This is a genomic window from Winogradskyella sp., assembly GCF_965656915.1.
Taxonomy (GTDB): domain Bacteria; phylum Bacteroidota; class Bacteroidia; order Flavobacteriales; family Flavobacteriaceae; genus Winogradskyella.
The window spans coordinates 51,518-73,622 of record NZ_CBFHMI010000006.1; the positions used below are offsets into that span (position 1 = coordinate 51,518).

The following is a 22,105-nucleotide window of genomic DNA, read 5'->3' on the forward strand; positions in this document are numbered from 1 at the left end:
ATTTAAATCATAAGTTTTGAGTTATAACATTCCATTTGCCTTCCGAAAATATCAAACCATTATATCCCGTTTTCTTAGTAATAGATTTAAAGCTATCATTGGGTTTACCTGGCAAAACTTCGAAAGAAATAAATTTATCCGCATAATCTAACAATTCTTTTCCGTCCAATAAACTCATAGATATTTTATATGTGCTATCTAATAGAAATAAATTTTGGGTTTCAATCTCAATTATAAAATTATCATTGAGATTTTTTATTATTGGCTGATTAATATAATCATTACTTCTCCATACCGTAACACTAATATTGTTAACATCACTTATTCGAAGGCTAAAAATCGGATTTCTTAACTCTTGGTTTACTTCAATAATACTTCTAAATATCATTCCTTCTCCTGAATTAAATCGTGATGAAATATCTCCTGAAGTATCAAGAATTTCAAAGCGATTAAAATTTGCTTTGAATACATTTAACTTTTTATTAAACTCAAAAAAACCTTTAGAAACCTGATTATTATTTAAATAATAGTCTATACCACCCTGTGTTTCACCATTAAAAACTGTCTTTCCAAATTCGAGCACTATTACTCTTGAACATAAATCCTGCACAGCTGCCATATTATGACTCACAAATAATACTGTTCGTCCATCTCCTTTTGAGATGTCCTGCATTTTACCAATGGCCTTTTTCTGAAACTCGGCATCACCGACAGCTAAAACTTCATCAACCACCAAAATATCGGGTTCTAAAAATGCCGCGACGGCAAATGCCAAGCGCACACGCATACCAGAGCTGTATCGTTTTACTGGAGTATCTATATAGCGTTGGCAACCCGAAAATTCAATAATTTCTTGTTCTTTAGCTTTTATTTCAGCCTTGGTCATACCAAGAATGGCTCCGTTTAAATATATATTTTCTTTTCCTGTTAGTTCTGGATGAAAGCCTGTACCTACTTCTAACAGCGAAGCGATACGTCCTTTGGTTTTTATTTCTCCAGTTGTTGGACTAGTAACTCTAGACAATATTTTGAGCAGTGTAGATTTACCAGCACCGTTTTTCCCTATTATTCCTAGAACTTCTCCTCGTTTAACTTCAAAATTAATATCCTTAATCGCCCAAACATAGTCGCTTTCTGCCGCTTTACTTCTGTCATTGGTATCACCAATCTTTAAATATGGATCCTCTTTTCCTCTTACTTTGTAAAACCAACGCTTCAAGTCATGACTCAAGGTACCTGTACCAACTAATCCTAGTCGGTATTGCTTGCTAATATTTTCTACCTTAAGAATGATGTCTGACATATTATACGGTGTCTACAAATTGTTTTTCGGTTCTATTAAAAATGATTAATCCTAAAAGAAAGATGACTAAACTAAGAATTAAAGTATAAATAAATTTATCTAAGTCAAAAGATCCGGTATTTAATAACATATATCTAAAGCCTTCTATAATCTGTGTTAGCGGATTATACTCTACTATTTTAGCTACTACCGGAGGAAATTTAGCATTAGCTTCTGATAATGGATATGGCACCGCAGATAAGTACATCAGCAGTTGAACAGCGAATGTTAGTAATACGGTTAAATCTCTATATTTTGTAGTTAGTGATGAGAAAATCATCCCAAACCCTAGCCCAAGTAATGCCATCATTACAACGTAAACAGGAAATAATAATAAGTTGCTATTTATACCAAAATCATGACCAGACAGATAAAAATAAATATAAAAGCCAACAAAGATTAATAACTGAATACCAAACTTTAAGAGGTTAGAAATAGTTATTGACATTGGTAAAATCACTCTGGGAAAATAGACTTTACCGAAGATGTTCTGATTTTTAGTAAATGTATTTGAGGTATTATTTAAACAGTCCTTAAAGTAATTCCAAGCGGTGATACCGGCCAGATTAAATAAAAACGGAGGAATACCATCGGTTTTTATATCTCCAAGATTGTTGAATACCAAAGTAAAAACAACTGAAGTAAAAAGTGGTTGAATTAGATACCAAAGTGGGCCTAGAATGGTTTGTTTGTATAACGTTACGATATCACGTTTTACAAACAAAAACAGCAAATCTCTATACTGCCATATTTCTTTGAAGTTAAGGTCTATTAGCTTTCTCTTACTGGAGATAACGTATAGCCAATTATCTTCATTATTGGTATTCAAAGTAGCTAGATTTAGTCAAATGCAATATACCAATTATTAGGTATTCAAGTGAAAAAAATCTAAGGCTTATTCTTAGTTAAAGTAATCCCAGGTAATTTTTAGACCCTCGCGTACTGTATATTCAGGTTTATACCCTAATAAATTTTCGGCTTTAGAAATATCTGCCAGAGAATCTCTAACATCACCTTGTCTTGGTGGACCATATACTGCTTTTAAGTCAGAATTAGCCGCAATTCGTAGTGAATCCCATAAATAGTTTACGGAGATTCGTTCTCCACAAGCCACATTAAATACTTCGTTCTTAGCTTCCTTTGGTGCAAAGAACCCTCTAACATTGGCCTGTACAGCATTATCCACAAATGTAAAGTCTCTCGTTTGCTCACCATCACCATTAATTTTTGATGGCTTGTTATCTTTTAAGGCTTGCATAAACAACGGAATAACTGCGGCGTAAGCGCCATTAGGACTTTGTTTTGGTCCAAAAACATTAAAATATCTTAAACCAATGACGTCTGTGTCATAGGTTATGCCAAATACATCGGCATACAATTCATTAACGTATTTTGTTACTGCATATGGAGATAATGGCTTACCTATTGAATCTTCAACTTTTGGTAAGGCCTTACTATCACCATAGGTAGAACTTGATGCTGCATAGACCATACGTTTTACTGTTGAACTATCTTTTAACGCAATCATCATATTCAAAAATCCTGATATATTGACTTCATTGGTTGTTGCAGGATCATTTATCGATCTTGGCACAGAACCTAATGCCGCTTGATGAGACACATAATCAATGTCTTCCATAGCTTTTTTACATGTCTCTAAATCTCTTATGTCTCCCTCTAATAATTCAAAGGCAGGATTGTCCATAAATTCGGTTAAATTTTCACGATAACCGTTAGAAAAATTATCTAAAACTCTTACTTTTTTAGCATTGTACTTAAGGAGATATTCTACAATGTTAGAGCCTATAAAGCCTCCACCGCCTGTAACTAAAAAATTTAATTTTGATAGGTCTTCTGTATGATATTGATTTGAGTACATTATAAACGTGCGTCTACGGAATCACTAGGAAGTAAAGACTTTACATCAAAAATGACACCTGATTGAGATTTTAATTTATTTAATTCTAACTTTAAAAATTCTTTATGCGAAACCGCTAAAATTATAGCATCGTAATCTGAAGCTAAGTCACTAAATTCAGTGATTAGATCAAATCCATATTCGTGTTTTACTTCTTCTTTTGAAGCCCATGGATCATACACATCCACATTGACCTGGTAAGATTCTAGTTCCTCAATAATATCAATAACTCTAGAGTTTCTGATATCAGGACAATTTTCTTTAAAGGTAATTCCTAAAACCAGTGCTTTAGACCCTTTAATAGTTGCACCTTTATTTATCATCATCTTAACGGTCTCAGTAGCTACATAACTACCCATACTGTCATTCATCTTACGTCCAGCTAAGATGATTTCAGGATTATATCCCGATTCAATAGCCTTTTGCGCCAAATAATAAGGGTCAACACCAATACAGTGTCCACCAACTAAACCTGGTGTGAATTTCAAGAAATTCCATTTTGTTCCAGCCGCCTCTAATACTGCTTTTGTATCGATATCTAAAAGTCTAAAGATCTTAGACAACTCGTTTACAAACGCAATATTGATATCTCTCTGAGAATTCTCAATCACTTTAGCAGCTTCAGCAACTTTAATTGAAGGTGCTAAATGTGTACCTGCAGTAATTACTTTTTTATAGAGTTGGTCAACTTTCTCAGCTACTTCTGGTGTAGAACCAGACGTTACTTTTAATATTTTAGTAACGGTATGTTTTTTATCACCTGGGTTTATACGCTCAGGGGAATAACCAGCATAAAAATCTATATTATAAGTTAAACCTGAAGTTTTCTCTACTACTGGAATACAAATATCTTCCGTTGCACCAGGATATACTGTTGATTCGTATACAACTATATCGCCATTACTCATAGCTTTACCTACTATCTCACTCGCTTTTATTAACGGAGTAAACACGGGTTTATTCAAGGCATCTGTTGGTGTCGGTACCGTAATAATGTACACATTTGCTTTTTTTAAAGCCTCAATATCATCTGTAATAAATAATCCTTTTTCTGAGTTTAAATCTGACGTTAATACCGATTTTAAGTTATCATTATCAACTTCTAGTGTTTTGTCTACACCTGAATTTAACTCACTGATTCGCTGTTTATTGATATCAAATCCAACTACAAAAAATTGTTTTGCAAACTCTACAGCAAGGGGCAATCCGACATAACCTAATCCTATGATTGCAATTTTGTCTTCTGAATGTGTCATTAGTTTAAAGTAGATTTTAAAATGAAGCTCAAATCTAAGTAAAAACTGTAATTCTCTACATACTTTTTATTGATTTTCACTTTATCTACCCAAATAATCGTTCTATTGTAGTACTCAGGATCTTTTTGCCGTTCTAATACACGTTCTTCATCCTTGTATTTTATTGTAGCTGGGCCAGTAATACCAGGTTTAACTAGGAGTATTTTTCTGTCCTCTCCTTCTAAACTATCTGCGAAGCCAACAACATCAGGTCGAGGACCAACAAAACTCATATCACCAATTAATACATTAAATAATTGTGGTAGTTCGTCCAATTTCGTTCGTCTAAAGAATTTACCTAGTGTTGTGGCACTCTTATCTAAATGACCGAGCAAATGTTGTTCTTCTCTCAAAGTACGGATTTTGTAAATTTTAAAAAGTTTAGCGTGTTGGCCAACACGTGTTTGAGAAAATACACCATATTTGCGAGTATCGATTGTTGCGATAATTACAAGTAAAACAATTGGAACTATTAAAAAAGGTAACAGAAGTAATGCTAAAGCAAAATCAAATAATCGTTTGGTTCTTAATTGTGCCTTAGAAATCAATAGTGTTAGTTTAAGTTAAGATCTGCCAAAAAAGTTTTTTAAGCGACCCATAAATGATCGTTTGTCTTTTTCATGGTAGGCATTACCATATACACCATAACCGTAGCCATAGCCATATCCGTAACCGTATCCATAACCATAGTTGTGATTGCTCTTATGTCTGTAGAAATTAAGAACAAAGCTTAAATTCTTTAATTCACCAGATCTATACTTAGCATTCACCAATTGCAACATGCCTTTTTTAGTGTAATCTAGCCTTACCATAAAAATAGAAGTATCTGCATATTGCACCAATTCTAAAGCATCAGTCACCAAGCCTAATGGAGGTGTATCTAAAATAATCATATCATAATTATCCTTGAGCGTACTGATGAGCTCCTTTAGTTTATTGCTCATCAGTAATTCCGATGGATTTGGTGGTATCGGACCAGAAGTAATTAAATCTAAATTCTCAATATGGGTATTTGTAGTAATTTCATCTAATGTACTTTCGCCAATCAGGTAATTGACCGCACCTTTTTCGTTGGTAATATTAAAGTCATCAAAAATCTTAGGTTTTCTAAGGTCTAAACCAACCAGTATGGTTTTTTTATCTGATAAAGCATAGACAGTAGCAATATTAATAGACGTAAATGTTTTTCCTTCACCACTAACTGAAGACGTAATCATTAAGGTATTAGCTCTTGTTGGCGACGCATTCTGTTTAAACAAAAACTGTAAACTAGATCGAATCGCTCTAAAAGATTCTGCAACAGCTGATTTTGGTTTTTCATAAACCACAAGATTATTCTTGTATTTGTATTTACCAATTAATCCTAAAATTGGAATATTTGATAATTTTAAAACCTCATCAGAACCATGTATTGTATTATCTAATAAAAAGATCACAAAAATTAAAAACATAGGAGTAAAAAATCCTGCAATCAATGCCAACATATAATTTAATGACTTTCTAGGCCCTACTGGTGCATTACCAATGTCCTTAGCCTCATCAATTACGGTGATGTCTGATACATTTGCTGCTTTTACAATTGCGGCTTCTCCTCGCTTTGTCATGTAGATATTATAGGCTTCTTGACTAATATCTAAATCTCTTTGAATTTTTAAATACTCTTGTTGATCTTCTGGAAGTTCATTAAGTTTTGATTCTATTACAGCAGCGTTTCTATTAATAGAATTTAACTGATAATTTATAGTTTCCTTTGTTGCCCTTGCTGTTTCTAATAATACATTTTTTTCCGCATCAATTCTACTATCAATTTCAGTGAGTAAAACCGAACCTTCTTTTGTTGAATTCTCCAGGTTTTGTCGTTCTATAGAAAGATTAGTTATTTTAGAAACACTGGAAAGAATATTCATCTCATTTATTCCAACCGATGTAGGAGCTGCTATTTTAGAATAGTCGGTTTTGGTTAAAAGATAATTTTCTAAGGAATTAAGATAAGTGAGTTTAGACCTTGCTTCTTCCTTTTGTTTTTGAAAATCTTTTAATTTTTCAGATAACTGAAGTATCTCATCATCAAGATCAAATACCTTATTTTGTTTTCTGAATGTATTCATACGGTCTGTAACCGCTTTTAAATCTTTATCTACAGCACCTAAACTACTATCAATAAATTTTATGGTATTGGTTGCGTACAAATTTTTACGCTCTAACTCTGTTCTGCTTAAAATTGACGTTGTTGCATTTAGAAAATCTGCTATTTTATTTTTGTTGTTTCCTAAAAGCGATAATTTTAAAACTGAAGACGCAGACGCATTAAATGATTCTATTTTGATATTGTTCTGATAGGAACTTACTACATTATCAAATTTTAAAAATTTTAGAAAATATTGATCATCTGAACTAAAGTTATTATGAGGTTTTAAGACAATTTTACCTGATATAAATGAGAGCTCAAAAGGCTCACCAAACTTTATTGTTTTTCGAAATTCACCTAGAGGAACACTAACATTCACATAAGATTTATCAGAGTAATTCTGTGCGCTTCTAGATACTGATTCAAAATTCGTAAAAATTTCAAATTCCTTTTCATTTTTATATATTATTCTAATAGGGTAATTTAAAACTTGCGGTTTATTTATATCAATTTCAAATTTGAAAGGCGAAGCACGATAGATATCAATTTTTCTATACTTCCCTTCTTCAAGATATTGTATATAGTACTTTAGACTATCAATAACCAACTCGTTGTGAGAGCGGGTTTTAATAGATGTCATTACTTTACCTACTTTACCTGAAACTCCACCCCAATTAAAAGAGATACTTGTATTAGCAGTAAAAAACGGATTTTGATCACTTTCAACTGTAATTAGCGAATCTAATTTATAAATGTTTTGCTTTCTTACATTGATTAAATAGGCAACTACTAAAGCTACAATAATACATAAGAGTATCGATTTCCAAAGATTTAAAGATTTAAAAAGAAAACCCTTAAAATCGAAACCTATCGATTGAGCTTCGTTACTCTCAATATCTACAAAATTTTGATCCATTACTGATTGACTCTTGTATAAATGAGTATTGCTGATGTTACTAACGATACAATCGTAGCAATTGTTGTTAAACTAGAGACAGCAGTTTCTCCTGTACCAATAGATTTTTGCTTTAAAGGTTTAACATATATGATATCATTGGGTTGAATGTAGTAGTATGGAGATTTCATTACATTAATATCCGTTAAATCTAAATGATGAACTTTTTGTCCTTGAGGATACTGCCTAATAATAAGGACATCCTTTTTATTACCGGTTACAGGAATTTCACCAACATTGGCAATAGCTTCAAATATATTTACTCTATCAGTAAATAAAACAATACTTCCAGGACTACCAACTTCACCATTTGCGGTATATCTTAATCCTGCTAATTTAACAGTAACAAAAATATTGGCACTTTCTTTAAATTGGGTCTCTAATAATTTGTTTTCTATTTCTTTTTCAATTTCTTCTGTGGTAAAACCAAGGACGTTGATTTTACCTAATGTTGGCACTCTAATATTTCCATGAATATCAACCGTAAAACCATCAAAATATGCGCGTTCTGCACTATCTGCATTTAAATTTGTATCGCCTGTAGGGTTTAAAATTTGAACGGTTTCTTGTCGAGCTGCTTTTACCCTTATATTTAAAATATCATTAACCTGAACACGATATGGCTTCTGTAATTCGGTAATATTATTAGGTATAGTATCATACATTGAATTTTCCTTATTCTGTAAATAAATGGTGTCTTTATGTGGAATACAAGACGATAAGTTTATAATACAAATAAAAGCAAGTAAAAGCTTAAAGCGCTTCATAGGTAAATACAATCTTTACAGACAAATATAATGTATCAACAGTAATAACAAAACTATTACTATTCTTTTTGGTTTATTTACGTTCTTTGTAAAAAATTTGGTTTGAATTATCTTAACGTCGAAAACATTTCTAAATCATATGGAGAGCTTGTTCTCTTTAAAGATTTGTCCTTTAGTATCCATAAAGACCAGAAGATTGCTTTTGTGGCAAAAAATGGTAGTGGTAAAACGTCTATCCTAAACATATTATCAGGAAAGGACACACCAGATGAAGGGCAAATTGTAATAAGAAAAGGACTGCGATTGGCATTTTTAGATCAAGAACCAGATTTAGATGCAAAACTCACTGTTGAAGAAACCATCTTTGCTTCAGACATTCCAATTCTTAAAACGATAGAGGCTTACGAAAAAGCACTTAAAAATCCTCAAGATACAGAAGCCTATCAATTAGCTTTTGAAGCTATGGACCGAAATAATGCCTGGGAGTTTGAAACACAATATCAACAAACACTATCCCAACTAAAGCTAGAAGATCTTTCTATGAAAGTTGGTACACTTTCAGGCGGACAAAAAAAACGTCTTGCATTAGCTCAAGCATTATTAAGTAAGCCCGATATTTTAATATTAGATGAGCCTACCAACCATTTAGATTTAGAAATGATTGAATGGTTAGAAGATTACTTTGCTAAAACACAACAAACACTTTTTATGGTGACTCATGACCGTTATTTTCTAGAGCGTGTTTGTAATGAAATTATAGAGTTAGACCATGGTCAACTATTTACCTACAAAGGTAATTATTCCTATTACTTAGAAAAGAAAGAAGCGCGAATTGAGAATGAAGCTACAGAAGTTGGTAAAGCAAAACAGCTCTTTAAAAAAGAGCTCGATTGGATGCGTCGCCAACCAAAGGCGAGAACCACAAAATCTAAAAGTAGAATTGACGACTTTTTTCAAATAAAATCTAAAGCGCATCAAAGACGTAAAGATCATAAGGTTCAATTAGAAATTAATATGGAACGTCTTGGTAGTAAGATTATTGAGTTTCATAACGTCACCAAAGCATTTAAAGACAAGAAAATACTTGATGGTTTTGACTACACCTTTAAAAAAGGTGAACGCATTGGTATCATTGGTAAAAATGGTACTGGTAAATCTACATTCCTAAATCTTTTAACCGGAAGCCTTCAACCAGATGGAGGAAAAATTGTTCTCGGAGAAACCGTTAAAATTGGATATTATACTCAAGGAGGCATCTCTGCTAAGCCAGCACAAAAGGTTATTGACGTTATTAAAGAGTTTGGAGACTATATTCCGCTGGCTAAAGGCAGACAAATAAGTGCGCAACAATTACTAGAACGTTTTTTATTCGATAGAAAAAAGCAGTATGATTTTGTTGAAAAGTTGAGTGGAGGCGAGCAAAAACGATTGTATCTGTGTACCGTTCTAATTCAAAACCCAAATGTGCTCATATTAGATGAGCCCACCAACGATTTAGATATTGTAACACTTAATGTTCTGGAAGATTTCTTAATGGATTTCCCAGGAGTCTTGTTAGTAGTATCTCACGATCGTTATTTTATGGATAAGATAGTCGATCATTTATTTGTATTTAGAGGAGATGGTATTATAGACGATTTTCCTGGAAATTATTCAGATTTTAGAGCTTATGAAAGTAGTCAACCAAAACAGATTGAAAAAACAGAAAAAACAGACAACACAGAAGCAGTAAAACAAAACGAAGCGGCTAAACTATCTTATAATGAACAAAAGGAATACAAAAATTTAGAATCAAAAATAAGATCTTTAGAGCTAGACAAAAAAGCCTTAGAAGCCAAATTTATAAATACTGAGCTATCACAAGATGATATCAAAAAACTTTCAGAAGAGCTTCAAATTATAATTGATACCATTGAAGAAAAAGAAATGCGTTGGTTTGAATTATCAGAAAAATTAGAAGGCTAGAATGTATCGAATACTTGCCTTTATAAAATTCCTTTTGAAATCTACAAATCAGCATGGAGTTCACTCTCCGTTTATCTATGATTTTGTTACAAAATGTCTTTATGACAAAAAAGAATACGAGGCATATAAAAAATTAGACGCCTATCGCTCTGATTTAAAAAGCTCTGATACTATACTTCAAATCACAGATTTAGGAGAAGGCTCTAGAGTTTTAGGTTCTAAAACAAGAAGCGTTCGTAAGATGATAGAATCTTCTAGCAGCCCAAAAAAAGAAACCAGACTACTTTACAGATTAGTGAATTATTTCAAAATAAAGTCTGCACTAGAACTAGGCACGTCTATAGGTATGGGAACCTACGCTTTAGCATTAGGAAATAAAAATTTAAATATCACTACCATTGAAGGTTGTCCAAATACATCAGATTTTGCAAAAGCGAAATTCAGTCAATTTGAGATTGAAAACGTCACCTTCATTAACGGAGATTTCACATCAATAATCCCTTCACTTCTAGAAGTTAATTTCGATCTGATATTCTTTGATGGACACCACAACAAAGCAGCGACAATTCAATATTTTGAATCGTTATTACCAAAGGCTCATAACGAAAGTATATTTATTTTTGATGATATTTACTGGTCTAAAGGAATGACCGAAGCTTGGGAATACATAAAAGCTCATAATAGCGTAACAGTAACTGTAGATTGCTACCATTTAGGCTTTGTTTTTTTTAGAAAAGAACAGGTGAAAGAACATTTTAAGATAAGAGTGTAACAACCTGCTAACTTTAACGTCTTATTAACTGTAAAATCCTGTATCTTGCAGGAAGTTTTCAATCAACATCAAAGATTATCATGAGTGTCAACGTCATAGAAATAAGGCAAATCATTAGAGATTTTAAATTAGGATCAGAAACCGTACATGTTTTAAAAGGTATAGACTTAGACATTAAACGCGGTGAATATGTTGCTATAATGGGTCCTTCAGGATCTGGTAAATCTACCTTAATGAATATTCTTGGTTGTTTAGATACTCCAACTGCAGGTAATTATATATTAAACGGAAAAGATGTAAGTCAGATGACAGATGATGAGCTTGCAGAAATCAGAAATACTGAAATCGGTTTTGTCTTTCAAACCTTCAACTTACTGCCGAGAACAACGGCTTTAGAAAATGTCGCATTACCAATGATTTATGCAGGAGCATCTAATAAAGACAGACAAGCTAGAGCTTCAGAAGTACTAACAGATGTTGGTCTTGCAGACCGAATGGACCACAAACCGAATCAGCTTTCTGGTGGTCAAAGACAACGTGTTGCTGTTGGAAGAGCTTTAGTTAATAAGCCATCTATAATTCTTGCAGATGAGCCTACAGGAAACCTAGATTCTAAGACATCTTTAGAAATCATGCAGCTTTTTGATGAAATCCACAGTAGTGGTAATACTGTTATTATGGTGACGCACGAAGAAGAAGTAGCAGAACATGCTAAGCGCGTCATACGACTTCGTGATGGTATGATTGAGAGTGATACTTACCAAGACTAATTCTTTATTAGAATAGTATATAGCTTACTTTCGCTTTTCATACTTAAGAGTTATCTTTGCAACTATGAAAGTGTATACAAAAACAGGTGATAAAGGCACTACTGCTCTATTTGGAGGCACACGTGTACCCAAGCATCATATTAGAATCGAAAGTTACGGTACAATTGATGAATTAAATTCTCATATTGGCCTTATTAGAGATCAGGATATTGATCAACTTCACAAAAATATACTAATGCACATACAGAATCGATTGTTTACAGTAGGTGCAATTTTAGCTACAGATCCAGAAAAAGCAACTCTAAAAAACGGTGAACAGCGATTAAAAATTCCTAAGATATCTAAATCTGATATTAAACGATTAGAAAACGAAATGGATACGATGGAAGAAAGTTTACCTCCCATGACTCATTTTGTGTTGCCCGGAGGACATCAAACTGTGTCATTCTGTCACATTGCGCGTACCGTATGCAGAAGAGCAGAGCGTTTAGCGTCTCATCTCAATGATCTAGAGCCATTTCAACCAGAAACGCTGATGTACATTAATCGTCTTTCAGACTATCTTTTTGTATTGGCACGGAAGTTGTCACAAGAGTTAAAGGCAGAAGAGATCAAGTGGATTCCACAAAAAGAATCGTAAATTATCATCTCAGAAGCCTTTAGATTATTGTAATGCAATACTTTAGTCTAAAAGTTGAAGATTATACGTTCTTTTATTAATGAATAATTAATTTGATTTTTTCTTGAATTATTCAACTAAAAAATTATTTTTGCAAAAATTAAAATTACAACGCAAATGTATTGGACATTAGAATTAGCATCTTATTTAAGTGATGCACCTTGGCCAGCAACAAAAGATGAGCTTATTGATTATGCAATTAGAACAGGCGCTCCTCTAGAAGTTGTTGAAAATTTACAAGCAATAGAAGATGAAGGTGATTCTTACGACTCTATTGAAGAGATTTGGCCAGACTATCCAACTGATGAAGATTACCTCTGGAATGAGGATGAATATTAACATATAATTATATCACAAAAAAAGTCTCTTGCGTTATCTTAACTGAGAGACTTTTTTTATTTTCGGGTGTTTTTTAAAACATACCATACTTTTCATGTCAATTGTAGTTGATGAATCTCAATATTTTGAGCAAAACATCTCAAAGATTCTCGGTTTGACAGAATATAATAAATAAACAAAATACAGTATTTGAAGCCAATCTATACTGAAACAAAATATACAACATGGGCATATTAGATAAAGTACTTAAAGTATTTGTTGGAGACAAATCCAAACAAGACGTAGGTGCTATTCAACCAATAGTAGAAAAAATTAAAACATTTGAGTCTGCACTAGAAGCCTTATCGCACGATGAGCTTAGAGCAAAGACGGATGAGTTTAAGGCAAAAATCGCAGAAGCCAGAAAGCCTTTACACAAGAAAAAAGAAGAACTACTTGTAAAAGCCGAATCAACTGAAGATATCGATGAACGTGAGGACATCTATTTAGAAGTAGATAAGATTGAAGATGAGATTTACGAAGTCACAGAAGTAGTTTTAAATGACATTTTACCAGAAGCTTTTGCAGTGGTTAAAGAAACAGCAAAGCGATTTGTTCATAATACAGAGATTCCTGTAACCGCTAATGCATTCGATAGAGAAATCTCTGGTGAACACGACTACGTCACCTTAGATGGAGATCAAGCTGTTTGGGCAAATTCATGGGACGCGGCAGGTAAACCTATTACTTGGGATATGATTCATTATGACGTGCAGCTTATAGGTGGTATTGCAATGCACCAGGGAAAAATTGCAGAGATGCAAACTGGTGAAGGTAAGACCTTAGTTGCAACATTACCCGTCTATTTAAATGCACTTGCTGGTAAAGGGGTTCACCTTGTTACAGTAAATGATTATCTGGCAAAAAGAGATAGTGCATGGATGGCTCCTATTTTTCAATTCCATGGTATGAGTATCGATTGTATCGATTACCATACTCCAAATTCTGATGCGCGTCGTAAAGCATACAATGCTGATATTACATATGGAACTAATAATGAATTTGGCTTTGACTATCTACGTGATAATATGGCACATTCGCCAGAAGATTTAGTACAACGCCCACATCATTATGCTATTGTAGATGAGGTCGATTCTGTATTAGTAGATGATGCAAGAACACCTTTAATTATTTCTGGTCCAGTGCCTAAAGGTGATGAACACGAGTTCGATGCTTTAAAACCAAAAGTTCAACAAATTGAAGATGTACAACGTAAATACCTAGTAGGAGTTTTAGCTGAAGCTAAAAAACTAATTGCTGCTGGAGATACTAAAGAAGGAGGATTCCAACTATTAAGAGCCTATAGAGGTATTCCTAAAAATAAAGCCTTAATTAAGTTTTTGAGTGAAGAAGGTGTAAAACAATTACTTCAAAAAACTGAAAACTTCTACATGCAAGATAATAACAGAGAAATGCCTAAAGTAGATGCAGAGCTCTATTATGTTATTGATGAAAAAAACAACCAGGTAGAATTAACCGACAAAGGTGTAGAATTCCTCTCTGGCGCGGATGATCCTAATTTCTTCGTAATGCCAGAAATGGGAACTGAAATTGCTAAAATAGAAGCACAAGGTTTATCTTCTGAAGAAGAAGCTAATCTTAAAGAAGACTTATTCAGAGACTTTGGAGTTAAATCTGAACGTATCCATACACTTAACCAGCTACTTAAAGCATATGCGCTTTTTGAAAAAGATGTGCAATATGTTGTTATGGACAACAAAGTAATGATTGTAGATGAGCAAACTGGTCGTATCATGGATGGTCGTCGCTATAGTGATGGTTTACACCAGGCTATTGAAGCCAAGGAAAATGTAAAGATTGAAGCGGCTACTCAGACATTCGCTACAGTAACACTTCAAAATTATTTTAGAATGTACCGTAAGCTATCTGGTATGACAGGTACAGCCGTTACCGAAGCTGGTGAATTCTGGGAAATCTATAAATTGGATGTGGTTGAAATTCCAACCAACAGGCCAATAGCTAGAGATGATAAAGATGATTTAGTTTACAAAACTAAACGTGAAAAATACAATGCAGTTATTGATGAAGTTGTAGAATTATCAAAAGCTGGAAGACCAGTGTTGATTGGTACAACCAATGTTGAAATTTCGGAACTCTTAGGGAAAATGTTAAGTATTCGTAAGATTCCACATAATGTTTTAAATGCTAAGCAGCACAAACGTGAAGCAGAAATTGTTGCAGAGGCTGGTAACGCTGGTCAGGTAACTATTGCAACCAATATGGCTGGTCGTGGTACAGATATTAAATTGAGTGATGAAGTAAAAGAGGCAGGTGGTTTAGCTATCGTAGGTACTGAGCGACATGATTCACGTCGTGTTGACAGACAGTTACGAGGTAGAGCTGGTCGTCAGGGAGATCCAGGTAGCTCACAATTTTATGTGTCTTTAGAAGACAACCTGATGCGATTGTTTGGTAGTGAGCGTATTGCTAAGATGATGGATAGAATGGGACTTAAAGAAGGCGAAGTGATTCAGCATTCTATGATCTCTAAATCCATTGAACGTGCTCAAAAGAAGGTAGAAGAAAATAACTTTGGTGTACGTAAGCGATTATTAGAATATGATGATGTGATGAACGCTCAACGTGAAGTCGTTTATAAACGACGTCGTCATGCCTTACACGGAGAACGTCTTCGTGTTGATTTAGCAAACATGATTTATGACACTTCTGAAGGTATTGCTGAAACTAATAAAGAAGCAAACGATTATAAAAACTTTGAGTTTGAATTAATTCGTTATTTCTCCATGTCGTCACCTATAACACAAGACGAGTTTTCTAAAATGGGTGCTCAGGAAATTGCTGGTACTATTTACAAAGAAGCTTTCAACCATTATCGTGAGAAAATGCAGCGTGCAGCAGATTTAGCCTTCCCTGTGATTGAGAATGTATATAACACACAACGTGATAGATTTAAACGTATCGTTGTACCTTTTACAGATGGTGTTAAAAATTTACAAGTTGTTACAGATTTAGAAAAAGCATACGAATCTAAAGGTAAACAGCTTATCAATGATTTTGAAAAGAACATTACGCTTGCTATCGTAGATGATGCATGGAAAACCCACTTACGTAAGATGGATGAGCTAAAACAATCTGTTCAATTAGCTGTACACGAGCAAAAAGATCCTTTATTAATTTATAAGTTCGAAGCTTTTGAATTATTTAAAGGCATGATAGATCAAGTCAATAAAGATGTTATTTCATTCTTATTTAAAGGTGAAATTCCTAGAGAAACTGCAGATACTATTCAAGAAGCTAAGCGTAGAAAACAAGAAAAGTTAGAAACTCAGAAGGAAGAAATTCCTAATATGGACGAGCGTGCAGCACAAAGCAGATCTGCAGGAGAAGGAGCTTCTCGTCAGCCTCAAGTAGTAGAAACCATCGTCAGAGAACAGCCTAAAATTGGTCGTAACGATAGAGTTACAATTAAGCATGTGATGAGCGGAGAAAGTAAGGTGGTGAAATACAAGCAAGCTATTCCTCTGATTGACAAAGGCGAATGGGTATTAGTGAATGATTAGTAATTAAAATTCTATAAAACCAAAAAAATCCTGATGCAATCCATCAGGATTTTTTTGTCATTAATAAAAGTGCACTAATTTTAATACTTTTAAAAGAAACAAACGCGTACATAAAACGAATCACCATGAAACAACATATTATTACAGCATTCATTTTTACAGGAATGTTAATGTCCTGCAATTCATCAGACAAAACTAAAAGTGTAGAAGAGGCATCGACAACTAAGGAACCTGTAACTGAAAACCCATCAAATGAGACTAATATAGAATTAAAAGCTATTGACACTGACGACGCATTAATTGCTACAGCATTAATGGCAGCACCAGAAGCCAGTAGAGCAGGATGTAAAGTAATTGGTTATAATATGGAAGGAGAATTTGTAACACTGAGAGAAGGAAATAATGAATTTATAGTTCTAGCTGATGACCCTAAAAAAGAGGGCTTTAGTGCTGCATGTTATCATAAAGACCTAGATCCTTTTATGGCAATAGGAAGGGCATTAAAGTCAGAAGGCAAAAATCATCAAGAAATCTTTGATATCCGTGAAGAAGAAGTGAAATCGGGCAAACTTAAAATACCTACAGGAGGAACGTTGCATATCTACTTTGGCAATAGTACACTATATGATCCTGAAACTGCAAAAGTAGAAGACGCAAGACTTCGTTATGTTGTGTATATGCCATATGCCACAGCAGCATCAACAGGCCTGCCAGAAGCTCCAGCCGCTTCTAATCATCCTTGGATTATGAATCCTGGTACACACAGAGCACACATTATGATTTCACCTTTGCCAGACGAAAATAATTAAGTATTAAAAATATACATTGGTTAATACAAACACAGGGTAAAAAATCCTAAGAAAACCTCTGTTGAACTTGCCAACATTAAACTTATTTTAGTAATTCAGTATCTTGAATAAATTATCACAACAATTAAATAAATATAGTTTATGAAATGCTATATCCATGAAACTATAGATGCTCTAGGTATCTGTAAAAATTGCAATAAAGGTATTTGTAAAGATTGTTTAACGGAAATAGATGACGGTATTGCATGTAAAGGACACTGCGCAGAAAAGGTAACTCAAATTAATCAGCTCATTGATGGAAACATTAATTCTAAAAATAGCGCTGTTGGCCCATACATGAGAAACGGTTATCTCTATTTATTAATGGGATTAGTCTTTGTTGCTTATGGTACTTTAATAAATTCTAATCTAGAATTTATAGCCATAATTGGTGTTTTATTTTTAGTGGGTTCAATTTTTAGTTTTATTAATGCAAAAAATCAAAAAAGAAATTAATTCAATTTTAATAATAGATTCGGATCTGGACAATTCTGTTTGTAAAACTCTAATTCGATTTGGTTACTTACTCCTGGATAATCCCCTTTATAATCTTGTATATCTTGAATAATTTGAAAATGTAAATGAGGTGGATAATCCCCATTAACTTCAGATGTACCTAATGTAGCTATTTGCTGGCCCTGCTTCACTTCTACTCCAATAGCTTTTCCGTCTAAAGACTCCAAACTAAGATGTCCATAAAGTGTATAAAACTCAATATTTTCAATTGTATGTTTTAATATTATGGTTGGCCCATAATCGCCATAATTTGTATTGTTCTTAAAACTATGAACAGTTCCATCTAAAGGAGCATAAATTGGTGAATTGGCTTCAATCCACAAATCTAGTCCCAAATGAATATTTCGTTCCGTTTCTGGGTTCTCTTGGTTAAAATAATCACTGCGATGGTAGATTCCTCGTTGCTCTAAATACCCACCAGAAACTGCTTTTGCATTATGCTTTTGCATATGATTCCAAATAAAAGACTTTAAATCATCTGAAGAACCAACGTTTACAGCTTTCAATTCTGGATTTTGTATTGATAAGTCTAAGGAAATGTAATCATCCTTTTTAATAGAGGAATTAAGTAATGGATGTGGTTGTAAAGATATTAATAAGGTTTGAAAATCAGAAAGGGACATAAAACAAAAATTTCGATAAAAATAAGCATCTATTTTATGGAAAACACGAAGAAAATAATAGAATTAACCCTTTAAATATATTTAGACTTTAAAGGGCTTAATTCATAACAATATTGCTAAACTTAGCATTGACAATTATAGTACGGTTAGAACTACCACCTTCGGGATAATTTCTAATCGTTTTTTGTTTAGTTGGCTTATTATTAAATCGCGATCGATCACCTCTAAACATAAGGCTATAATCTACTTCAGGCAACTTAACCATAGCCTCACTATTTTCTAAAATGATATTTAGGTTATTAAATGTATCTAATATTTTGTGAATGGTTAATTCTCCAAAACTTCCATGGATTATATTATTACCTGACATATAATCAATATTAATATCTGATGAATTTGAATTTAAGGTTAACCCTTGGACATTTTTTAATAGCGCCTCATCAACATAATTAAGATCTAAAGTCCCATTATTCCAATTATTAACTAATACCTGAGAATAAGAGGTATTGATGGAAGTGTTGCTTCCATCAATACTCTGTGCTAAAAATGTTGAATGTGATATATCTCCTTGCATATCGTAAATGACAGAAGATAATTTTAATTCACCATGTCTTATGTTTGTTTTTAGTTTGGCCTTTTTAGGGATTTTAATTTTGATTACCTTTTTTACTTTGCTCTTATTATTAGGCTCTAATCGTCGTTTTAATATAGATTCTCTGCGGTTTTCAAGCTCATATTGACGTTCTGCTTTTCGTTTAATCATTTCATTAACCCTAACTTTTAATTCAGATTGTCGTTCTTCCATAGCCTTACCTCTTTTTTCCATAGCCTCTGCTCGCTTTTCCATTTCTCTACCAAAGCGTTCTCCCCAAGCTTCCATCTTTTCTGCCCATTCTTTACTAAATTTTTCGCCAAACTCTTCTCCCCATATTTCCATTTCTCTGGCATATTCTTCACCAAATTTCTCTCCCCATTTTTCCATGTCTTTAGCCCATTTTCCATCAAAGGCTTTGCCATATTGTTCTGCCCATTTTCTAATGTTTTCCTTGTAGTCAGAATCAGCTAACTCTTTGGCCCACTTTTCCATGTTCTTTTGGAGCTCTTTCCCTCCTTCTTTTTCATAGCGTTTACTCCATTCTGCTAAATACTTCTCTCCTTCTTCTTGATATCTGTCGTAATCAAAATGAATTGTAGTTATTCCATTAGGCAACTCTGGTAATTCTGGAAACTTAGGCATCTTTGGCATTTTTGGCATCTTCGGCATTTTTGGCATCTTCGGCATTTTTTCCATACTAGGTATTACCATAACCTCAGGCATTTCAGGTATATTGGCAAGTTCAAATTCTAACTCTCTCAATAAATTAGCATAGTCTCCTTCACCAAATAGTCCAACACTTCTTCCGCCTCTAGATGAAATGATGACCTTATCATTAGAACCTTCTACTTTAAGATTCCAGGCAGCTAATACGCGTTGTAGTTCTTCTTCTGATAGTTGATCACTTTCAATGTAAGCTTCAACCTCCACAATATCTCTATTCCAGGTGTCAATTTCTATTTCAACATAACTTGTATTAAGATCTACAACTACGTCTTTATTTACCTTTATAGATTGTGATGTTTTACTTAATTTCTTTTGTGCAAACCCAAATGTAGTTATTAAGCACAATACTAAAATTCTTAATGTGTTCATGATTTTTTTGATTTAACTGTTCGTTTTTTGATTTATGATTTGATTATGTACTGACTTCTTTAAATGAATCATCACTAAACTCCTGAAGTTGCTCCTTTAGGCGCATTACTAAATTGAGTCTAAATTTTAGATTATCTATTAAAGCGTTTAAAGTCTCTTCATTTGGTCCATTTTCATTTAACTCAATGGTTAGTCTATCATATTCTTCATTTAGCTCTTTTAACCGCTCTACGTAACCATCAAATAATTCCTTGGTGTCTGGTGTTAACTCAACTTTGGACAATTCTAAATTTATACTAGCCAAATAAAAGTCTTCAACCTTCTTTAAATCTGGTGAGACATCTCCTAAAGTTTTTAAGTTTGTAACCACAGGTTGTTCTTCGTTTGTATCAACATTTGTGCCTTGAAAAAACTGAAAGGCTCCATAACTAAGTCCCAATAATACAATCACGCTTGCTGCAATATTGAAGAAATTAAAGTGACGCCCTTTGTTTCCTTTAGGCAATTCCCTATCTAATTTTTGTAAAAAACGTGCTTCATGACCTTCGGACATTTTTACATGTTGCTCCTTATGGTCTTCTCCGAATAAATTTCTAAGATCTTGTGCCATTCTTTTCTAGTTTTAATGCATTCTGCAATTTTTGTTTTCCTCTAGACAATTGTGTTCTTGAGGCAACTTTAGAAATGTTGAGTATTTCCGAAATCTCTTGGTGATCGTAACCTTCTATTAAATACAGTATCACCACAAATTTGTATTTTTCCGGTAACTTTTCTATCGCTTGTTTTACATTATCAATTGTAATAGAATCATCAACCAGCCATTCACTTTCATAATCTGCATCTACAACATTTAAATGATGCTCCTCTAACTCTATTAAGCGTTGACGTTTAGATTTTAAAACATCAATACATCTGTTTATGACAATTCGTTTTAACCAGGTACCAAAACTTACTTCAGCTTTGTATTGCTCTATTTTGGTAAAGGCTTTTATAAATGCTTCTTGCACAATATCTTCTGCCTCCATAGTATCTTTTACAAAACGTACAGCTACTATAAACATACCATCGCAATATTGCTTATACAATTGCATTTGCGCTTGCCTATCATTCTGCTTACATTTTTCAACAATATGAACTTGAATAGAGCTGATTTTAGTTTTGGTTTTTTTGATTGGTGTCACCTTAAAGACGACAAATATTATTAAGTGTTGCAAAAAAAATTTAAAATATCTTCGAATTATAAGATTTACTTAAAAATAGCCGTTAGTATTCTATAAATTTAGGGATTTGAATTATCTTTAAATTCTAAATTTTTTGAATTAAACTAAAACTGCACAAAACAAAACCATGCTAAAACGCCTCCTTATTGTATTATCCATAATAGCATTAGGATTATTACTCTATTCTGTATTTGTTGAAAATATTTTTGCACCTCGTTTAAGCCCTAAGGATAAGGCAAAAATCTCTTTAAACGATCTCGACCTGAAAGTTGAATACAACAGGCCTTCAAAACGCGATCGCGACATTTTTGGTGCTCTAGTACCTTTTAATAAAGTATGGCGAACAGGAGCGAACGAAGCGACAACCTTTTCAAGCAATAAAGACCTAATGATTGATGGTATTTTACTAAAAAAAGGTATATATACCATTTGGACAGTTCCAATGGCAAACTCATGGAAGGTCATGTTTAATTCTAGGCAGTATGAATGGGGAGTTGATGAAAAAATGGAACCTATGTGGGATCCTAACTATGATGTTTTAGAAATAGAAGTCCCGACTCAGCAATTAGATACAACAGTAGAAAAGTTTACGATAGCATTTGATAATACTATAGGAGATTTAAAACTCACAATGGCATGGGACGGCATTAAGATAGAAGTGCCAATTGCGGTATATGAAGCAAAGAAAAACAAATAA

20 protein-coding genes are annotated in these 22,105 nt (G+C 33.4%); 9 read left to right on the plus strand and 11 right to left on the minus strand.

The window, feature by feature from the left end:
- Window positions 1-7: 7 nt before the first annotated feature.
- From ACTG3Y_RS03520 to ACTG3Y_RS03550, 7 genes are all read right to left on the minus strand, one after another.
- Window positions 8-1,303, minus strand: a complete 1,296-nt coding sequence (locus ACTG3Y_RS03520) for an ABC transporter ATP-binding protein (RefSeq protein WP_439151543.1) — start codon at window positions 1,301-1,303, stop codon at window positions 8-10.
- A 1-nt stretch (window position 1,304) separates the two neighbouring features.
- A complete protein-coding gene (locus ACTG3Y_RS03525) occupies window positions 1,305-2,171 on the minus strand; it encodes an ABC transporter permease (RefSeq protein WP_439151544.1) in 867 nt (288 codons plus the stop codon).
- A gap of 72 nt (window positions 2,172-2,243) precedes the next feature.
- Entirely contained in the window at window positions 2,244-3,221 is a 978-nt protein-coding gene (locus ACTG3Y_RS03530; protein ID WP_439151545.1) for an SDR family oxidoreductase, read from the minus strand.
- Window positions 3,221-4,516 carry a nucleotide sugar dehydrogenase gene (locus tag ACTG3Y_RS03535; protein ID WP_439151546.1) on the minus strand — a complete coding sequence of 432 codons (1,296 nt, stop codon included), beginning with the start codon at window positions 4,514-4,516 and terminating at the stop codon, window positions 3,221-3,223. The genes ACTG3Y_RS03530 and ACTG3Y_RS03535 overlap by 1 nt, the downstream gene beginning before the upstream one ends.
- Window positions 4,516-5,103, minus strand: coding sequence for a sugar transferase (locus tag ACTG3Y_RS03540; protein ID WP_439151547.1), 588 nt, complete (start codon window positions 5,101-5,103; stop codon window positions 4,516-4,518). The genes ACTG3Y_RS03535 and ACTG3Y_RS03540 overlap by 1 nt, the downstream gene beginning before the upstream one ends.
- 15 nt (window positions 5,104-5,118) lie before the next feature.
- Window positions 5,119-7,599 (minus strand): GumC family protein, encoded by a 2,481-nt coding sequence (locus ACTG3Y_RS03545; RefSeq protein WP_439151548.1) that lies wholly within the window; start codon window positions 7,597-7,599, stop codon window positions 5,119-5,121.
- Entirely contained in the window at window positions 7,599-8,405 is an 807-nt protein-coding gene (locus ACTG3Y_RS03550) for a polysaccharide biosynthesis/export family protein (RefSeq protein ID WP_439151549.1), read from the minus strand. The genes ACTG3Y_RS03545 and ACTG3Y_RS03550 overlap by 1 nt, the downstream gene beginning before the upstream one ends.
- Window positions 8,406-8,507: 102 nt before the next feature.
- On the opposite strand from ACTG3Y_RS03550, the gene ACTG3Y_RS03555 reads away from it, so the two are divergent.
- From ACTG3Y_RS03555 to ACTG3Y_RS03590, 8 genes are all read left to right on the plus strand, one after another.
- The gene (locus tag ACTG3Y_RS03555) at window positions 8,508-10,370 is read left to right on the plus strand and encodes an ABC-F family ATP-binding cassette domain-containing protein (protein ID WP_439151550.1); all 1,863 of its coding nucleotides are present in this window, start codon (window positions 8,508-8,510) and stop codon (window positions 10,368-10,370) included.
- A gap of 34 nt (window positions 10,371-10,404) precedes the next feature.
- Window positions 10,405-11,142 carry an O-methyltransferase gene (locus ACTG3Y_RS03560; protein WP_439151551.1) on the plus strand — a complete coding sequence of 246 codons (738 nt, stop codon included), beginning with the start codon at window positions 10,405-10,407 and terminating at the stop codon, window positions 11,140-11,142.
- 80 nt (window positions 11,143-11,222) lie between these two features.
- Window positions 11,223-11,912 carry an ABC transporter ATP-binding protein gene (locus tag ACTG3Y_RS03565; protein WP_439151552.1) on the plus strand — a complete coding sequence of 230 codons (690 nt, stop codon included), beginning with the start codon at window positions 11,223-11,225 and terminating at the stop codon, window positions 11,910-11,912.
- Between the two features lie 64 nt (window positions 11,913-11,976).
- Window positions 11,977-12,552: a cob(I)yrinic acid a,c-diamide adenosyltransferase gene (locus tag ACTG3Y_RS03570; RefSeq protein ID WP_439151553.1), complete on the plus strand. Its 576-nt coding sequence runs from the start codon at window positions 11,977-11,979 to the stop codon at window positions 12,550-12,552.
- A gap of 156 nt (window positions 12,553-12,708) precedes the next feature.
- Window positions 12,709-12,930 (plus strand): DUF2795 domain-containing protein, encoded by a 222-nt coding sequence (locus tag ACTG3Y_RS03575; RefSeq protein WP_008272287.1) that lies wholly within the window; start codon window positions 12,709-12,711, stop codon window positions 12,928-12,930.
- 224 nt (window positions 12,931-13,154) lie between these two features.
- Window positions 13,155-16,511, plus strand: a complete 3,357-nt coding sequence (gene secA / locus ACTG3Y_RS03580; RefSeq protein ID WP_439151554.1) for a preprotein translocase subunit SecA — start codon at window positions 13,155-13,157, stop codon at window positions 16,509-16,511.
- A 125-nt stretch (window positions 16,512-16,636) separates the two neighbouring features.
- Window positions 16,637-17,320 (plus strand): hypothetical protein, encoded by a 684-nt coding sequence (locus ACTG3Y_RS03585; RefSeq protein ID WP_439151555.1) that lies wholly within the window; start codon window positions 16,637-16,639, stop codon window positions 17,318-17,320.
- Window positions 17,321-17,461: 141 nt separating this feature from the next.
- Complete coding sequence (locus tag ACTG3Y_RS03590) at window positions 17,462-17,815, plus strand: hypothetical protein (protein WP_439151556.1); 354 nt, start codon at window positions 17,462-17,464, stop codon at window positions 17,813-17,815.
- Here the strand turns inward: ACTG3Y_RS03590 and ACTG3Y_RS03595 are convergent.
- The 4 genes from ACTG3Y_RS03595 to ACTG3Y_RS03610 form a co-directional block, all read right to left on the minus strand.
- Window positions 17,812-18,498: a peptidoglycan DD-metalloendopeptidase family protein gene (locus tag ACTG3Y_RS03595; protein ID WP_439151557.1), complete on the minus strand. Its 687-nt coding sequence runs from the start codon at window positions 18,496-18,498 to the stop codon at window positions 17,812-17,814. The genes ACTG3Y_RS03590 and ACTG3Y_RS03595 overlap by 4 nt on opposite strands.
- Before the next feature lie 97 nt (window positions 18,499-18,595).
- Window positions 18,596-20,188: a hypothetical protein gene (locus ACTG3Y_RS03600; RefSeq protein WP_439151558.1), complete on the minus strand. Its 1,593-nt coding sequence runs from the start codon at window positions 20,186-20,188 to the stop codon at window positions 18,596-18,598.
- Window positions 20,189-20,231: 43 nt separating this feature from the next.
- On the minus strand, window positions 20,232-20,798 hold the full coding sequence (locus ACTG3Y_RS03605; protein WP_439151559.1) for a hypothetical protein: 567 nt from the start codon (window positions 20,796-20,798) through the stop codon (window positions 20,232-20,234).
- Window positions 20,782-21,339, minus strand: a complete 558-nt coding sequence (locus ACTG3Y_RS03610) for an RNA polymerase sigma factor (RefSeq protein WP_439151571.1) — start codon at window positions 21,337-21,339, stop codon at window positions 20,782-20,784. The genes ACTG3Y_RS03605 and ACTG3Y_RS03610 overlap by 17 nt, the downstream gene beginning before the upstream one ends.
- A gap of 196 nt (window positions 21,340-21,535) precedes the next feature.
- Here ACTG3Y_RS03610 and ACTG3Y_RS03615 point away from each other — a divergent pair, with 196 nt between their 5' ends.
- Window positions 21,536-22,105 carry a DUF2911 domain-containing protein gene (locus tag ACTG3Y_RS03615; RefSeq protein WP_439151560.1) on the plus strand — a complete coding sequence of 190 codons (570 nt, stop codon included), beginning with the start codon at window positions 21,536-21,538 and terminating at the stop codon, window positions 22,103-22,105.